Below are 4,392 nucleotides of genomic sequence, written 5' to 3' on the forward strand. Positions count from 1 at the left end.
TAATTCTCTCCCTGCCGACTAATCTCAAACCCATGTCTTTCAAAACAAGCAATCACATCTTGACGGTTATTGATGCTCCCTTGAGAAAATTCATGCTCAATAAGCCCATTTAAAGCCGCTACAGCATCTTTTGTATTTTTTGGTAAGGATTTATCTATCGAAACTGTTTGACGCTTCTGAGGCTCGTCTGGAGACGTTAAACCATATTCTAAATTAATCGCCTTTTTAAAACTCTCTGCCAAATGCCTATCCGCACGGTCATAATAGAGATTTAACCGCTTTCCTGTTGAAAGCTCTACATTCGGAACAAAGAAATTAAGCTCTAATCTTCCCTTGTCCGTATGCTCAATCCAACAAATATTATATTGCTCTGCATCTAACCCAGCCAAGAAGCTTTCTTCAAACTTCTGCATAATGGCTTTCTTATCTTCTTCGGGGATATTTACTTCCTCAAAAGACAAGCACCCAACACTATAAGGGTTTGCACTCTCCATTGCCTCAGCAAGCCCTACAGATAACTCAGGATTACCATGTAAAACCCTAAACTCACCCTCTGGCTTGTTAAGTAAATAATTCATAGAAGCTTTAGGACTTCCGCCTTTACCTCTATTATTTCTTTTAGGGGACCGTTTAAAAAACTTTATCAGCATTATCCACAAGCTCTCCTAAGGATTGCTCAATACTCGCTAATTCAAACAAAGCCTTTACTTTTTCCTGAGCAGATAAAGTCTTATCCATATTCAAATGCCGTGCAATTTGATTAATGTTACTGCCAATTTTAGATAGCGCTACCAATAAAGCAGGGTCGACTTTTGGCACAGGCTTTGCTTTTTTACTCAGTTCACTTCCTAAGCAAGTATCTCTTACCCATTCTGCCAAGCGTGCTTTTGTTTTTTTCTGAAGTAATTGTTCGTATTCTGCTTCGGTAAATTGCACTTCTACGCGTTTCGTTCGTTTCTTCATGGTTTACTTACTCTAAAGGGGTTAAGGGGTTTTCCCCTTGCAAGGTTACAAATTAATGTATGAAATACGTATTTGTATATCCTTGCCTATACGATATTGCAGAGTTCTATAATTGAAATTTTTGAGTGGTTTGTCAAAGTAAAATTCAATCTTTCTTTTTCAATTTTTAAAAACTACACAATCACCAGATTTTGACTCTTAGCGGTCAATCTGGCTCATGTGCATTTTTTAAAAATTACTCAAAAATCGATGAATTTTACTAGTAGAATAAGATATAAGAAGGGATATGGCTACAACCCGCAGAAAACTGCGAAGTCAAAATGCAGATCCGTATCAAGAGGTGATACATATCCGTGTATGCCGAGATACAAAATTATATCATTATATAGTATATTTTAATATCATATGCTTGCTTTTTCAGAGTATAAGGTGATATAAAAAAGTATCATGGCATTATACTAGAAAGACTGTTCAAATATGACATTCAATCCAGAGAAAAGATACGAAACAAATCCTTTTGTTGACGTGAATGCAATCACAACAAGCAAGAAAAAAGTTGTTATCGGACAAGGTAACGATATTTTATTAAATCAGGAAACTGGAGAAGTAAGCACAACCAATGTTATTACTTATCGTGAAGTAGATGATGAGCAATTTGTAAAACTATTTACTCAAAATATCGGTTTAACATTTAATTTATCAGCAAACGGGATAAAAGCTCTTACGGTCTTAATGTGGATTGTTCAAACTAAAATCAGCAAAGATGAGGTTGTTTTAGATAAATATACCCACGAACATTTTTCTAAAATGAACCCAAAGTTACATATGGCTTATGTTACATTTAGAAAAGGTTTAAATGAACTTGTAAAATCTCAAATACTTGCAAAGTCAAAACGTATGGGAGACTATTTCATAAACCCACATTTTCTTTTTAATGGTGATAGAATGAGATTTATAACAGAAATAAAACGTAAAGATAAATAATTATGATTAAAAGAAATTGTTTTTACAGCTTTCATTATATCCCAGACAATTGGCGTGCTGGCACTATACGAAGTATAGGATCCATTGAAGGCAATGAACCAACATCAGATAATGATTGGGAAAAAATTAAAAATAACGGAGATAAAGCCATAAAAGATTGGATTAACAGTCAAATGGACAATAAATCTTGTGTTATTGTTCTAATTGGATCAGAAACGGCTAATAGAAAGTGGATAAATTATGAAATAACTACAGGATGGAATAACCAAAAAGGTGTTGTAGGAATTTATATTCATGGATTTCTAAATAAAGATAGAGACCCTTCCTATAAAGGAAAAAATCCTTTTGAAAACATAACATTTAATCAAAGCACTAAAAAGCTATCATCAATCGTTAAATGTTATGATCCGCCAGGGGCAGATAGTAAAGAAAAATACAAATGGATTTCAAATAATATAGCAGCAATAGTAGAGGAGGCTATACGTGTCAGAAGAAATTTTAAACCATGATTCATCTGCTGTACAACAACACATTAATATACTCCAGAATATTATTACGCGGCTTGCTAATAATAGTATGAATTGTAAACAATGGTGTTTAGCTATAACTGCAGCAGTGTTTACTATCTTAACTATTAATAAACAAACAACTTATTGTTACTATGCTGCATATCCTATAATTACTTGCTGTATTCTCGACGCCTATTACTTGTGTATGGAACGCGCTTTTAGAAACAATCATGAAAAATTTATAGAAAAACTTCACAGTCATAATTTGCAACTTACTGATTTATATAATTTAAAAAGAGAAAGCATTACATGCCATAAAATGCTTAAAGCTTTTTGTTCTTTATCTGTTTTTTTATTTTATGCTTCTTTAATAATTTTTTGTATTTTCATAAGTTTTGTAAGAGTAACATAATGCATGTAAGTTATTACGTAAAAAATTTTGATAAAATTGAAATTGATAGTTCTTTATTCTTTCAAGAAAAACATAAAGAATCACGGAATTACAATGCTAATTTTGTCGAAAATTTTGTTAATTATATTGAGAATAATGAAGGAATTATATCTGTTGCAGATATTCTTGAAAATGTTTTTCCAGAAATTGAATGTGATATCTTCTTATCTCACGCACACAAAGATAATAGTAAGGTCATTAACTTAGCAAATTTTTTAGAAGAAAAATACGAATGTAAAGTTTTTATCGACTCTATATTTTGGGGAAACATATTCAATTTATTAAAACAAATTGATGATAATTACTGCTTACAAAAAAATGGTAATTATAATTATAAAAAAAGAAATTTTGTAACAAGCAATCTCTTTTTAATTTTAAATACCGCTTTACATAAAATGATTGAGAAAACAAATTACTTTTTTTTCTTAGAAACTAAACAATCTACTAAGGAAAATCAAAATTTAATATCTCCTTGGATTTTTTCAGAATTATCTTTTGCAACTCAAGTTATAAGAAGAGACCCTCAAAAAAAAGCTCTTTAAAGAATATTCTACTTTTCAAGAGAATTTAGCCTTAGAATCAAGTAAAATAGTAGAATTTTCTTATCCAATACCTAAATTAGATTTTACTTTAACCCATAAAGATTTCTTAAAACTTATTAATGGTGATTAAAGTTCTATCCCTCTCCCACGATCATTTTGTAACCTTTCTTGATACCTTTCAATTTTCTTTTGAACTGTTATTCTAACTCGTTCAAACAGCTTTTGAGCAAGGTCTTTAATTCCTGATTTTCGGTTTCTAACTTGCTCAATCGCTCGTTGATTAGCTTCAATTCTGCTTCGTGCTTCTGCTCTACAGCGTTCATGCTCTTCCTGTGCTGCTCGGTAATAGCAAACAACTCGTTCTTGGCGGTCTCGCTTAGCTCGCTCAATGCCTCTTGCAATTGCCTCATAATCGGGTTCATTTAATCCGCCTTTATCGTTAAAACTTTCATATTGTTTCCCCACTCTTGGTCTTTGAATTGTGGGTCTACCTGAATGCATATTCTGGTCGTCTTGTCGTCCATCGTGCATTTGTTGAACAGCATGCTCTGACTGTTGGCTTTGTATAGCTCCGCCGACCGCTTCCATTCGTTCATCTTGTCCCAATAGTCGTTCGCTCGATAAGTCAGATACAACACTCCCAACACCAAAAGAATTCCTATACCTCCAACACAAACCATCGGTAGCTTGTATAGCTTGAGCAATCTTTGATTTACTTTGTCTCCCTGTATTTTCAAATCGCTGTCTATTTTCTCGAAACTTTGCTTTAACCGAGCGTTGAAGTTGCTCTCGAGCTTGTTCAATTTCTCTTCGATGACTTTCTCGACCTGTTCCTCTTTCTGCTTCTGCGATTGCTCTGCGTGCTGTATCAGCTCTGAAAGTCTGCTCATAAAAAGCCCCTTTTAACCTTATATTTCTGCCATTCTCATTCTTAATTGAAAGA

7 protein-coding genes are annotated in these 4,392 nt (G+C 33.2%); 4 read left to right on the plus strand and 3 right to left on the minus strand.

What is annotated here, in order from left to right; all coding sequences use genetic code 11:
* A partial coding sequence (locus tag CIN_RS11175) for a relaxase/mobilization nuclease domain-containing protein (protein WP_040364495.1) occupies positions 1-650 on the minus strand: 650 nt, incomplete at its 3' end.
* Positions 631-963, minus strand: a complete 333-nt coding sequence (locus CIN_RS11180) for a MobC family plasmid mobilization relaxosome protein (protein WP_040364496.1) — start codon at positions 961-963, stop codon at positions 631-633. The genes CIN_RS11180 and CIN_RS11175, both read right to left, overlap by 20 nt.
* Positions 964-1,440: 477 nt before the next feature.
* Here CIN_RS11180 and CIN_RS11185 point away from each other — a divergent pair, with 477 nt between their 5' ends.
* The 4 genes from CIN_RS11185 to CIN_RS11200 are packed head-to-tail and all read left to right on the plus strand — an operon-like array spanning position 1,441 to position 3,449.
* Positions 1,441-1,947, plus strand: coding sequence for a replication/maintenance protein RepL (locus CIN_RS11185; RefSeq protein WP_008855192.1), 507 nt, complete (start codon positions 1,441-1,443; stop codon positions 1,945-1,947).
* 2 nt (positions 1,948-1,949) lie between these two features.
* Positions 1,950-2,456: a TIR domain-containing protein gene (locus CIN_RS11190; RefSeq protein WP_040364497.1), complete on the plus strand. Its 507-nt coding sequence runs from the start codon at positions 1,950-1,952 to the stop codon at positions 2,454-2,456.
* Positions 2,431-2,868 (plus strand): hypothetical protein, encoded by a 438-nt coding sequence (locus CIN_RS11195; protein ID WP_050798441.1) that lies wholly within the window; start codon positions 2,431-2,433, stop codon positions 2,866-2,868. Before CIN_RS11190 ends, CIN_RS11195 begins: the two co-directional genes overlap by 26 nt.
* Positions 2,868-3,449 carry a TIR domain-containing protein gene (locus tag CIN_RS11200; protein ID WP_040364498.1) on the plus strand — a complete coding sequence of 194 codons (582 nt, stop codon included), beginning with the start codon at positions 2,868-2,870 and terminating at the stop codon, positions 3,447-3,449. The genes CIN_RS11195 and CIN_RS11200 overlap by 1 nt, the downstream gene beginning before the upstream one ends.
* Before the next feature lie 126 nt (positions 3,450-3,575).
* Here CIN_RS11200 and CIN_RS11975 read toward each other — a convergent pair.
* A partial coding sequence (locus CIN_RS11975) for a hypothetical protein (RefSeq protein WP_040364499.1) occupies positions 3,576-4,392 on the minus strand: 817 nt, incomplete at its 5' end.

Source organism: Commensalibacter intestini A911 (assembly GCF_000231445.1).
GTDB lineage: Bacteria > Pseudomonadota > Alphaproteobacteria > Acetobacterales > Acetobacteraceae > Commensalibacter > Commensalibacter intestini.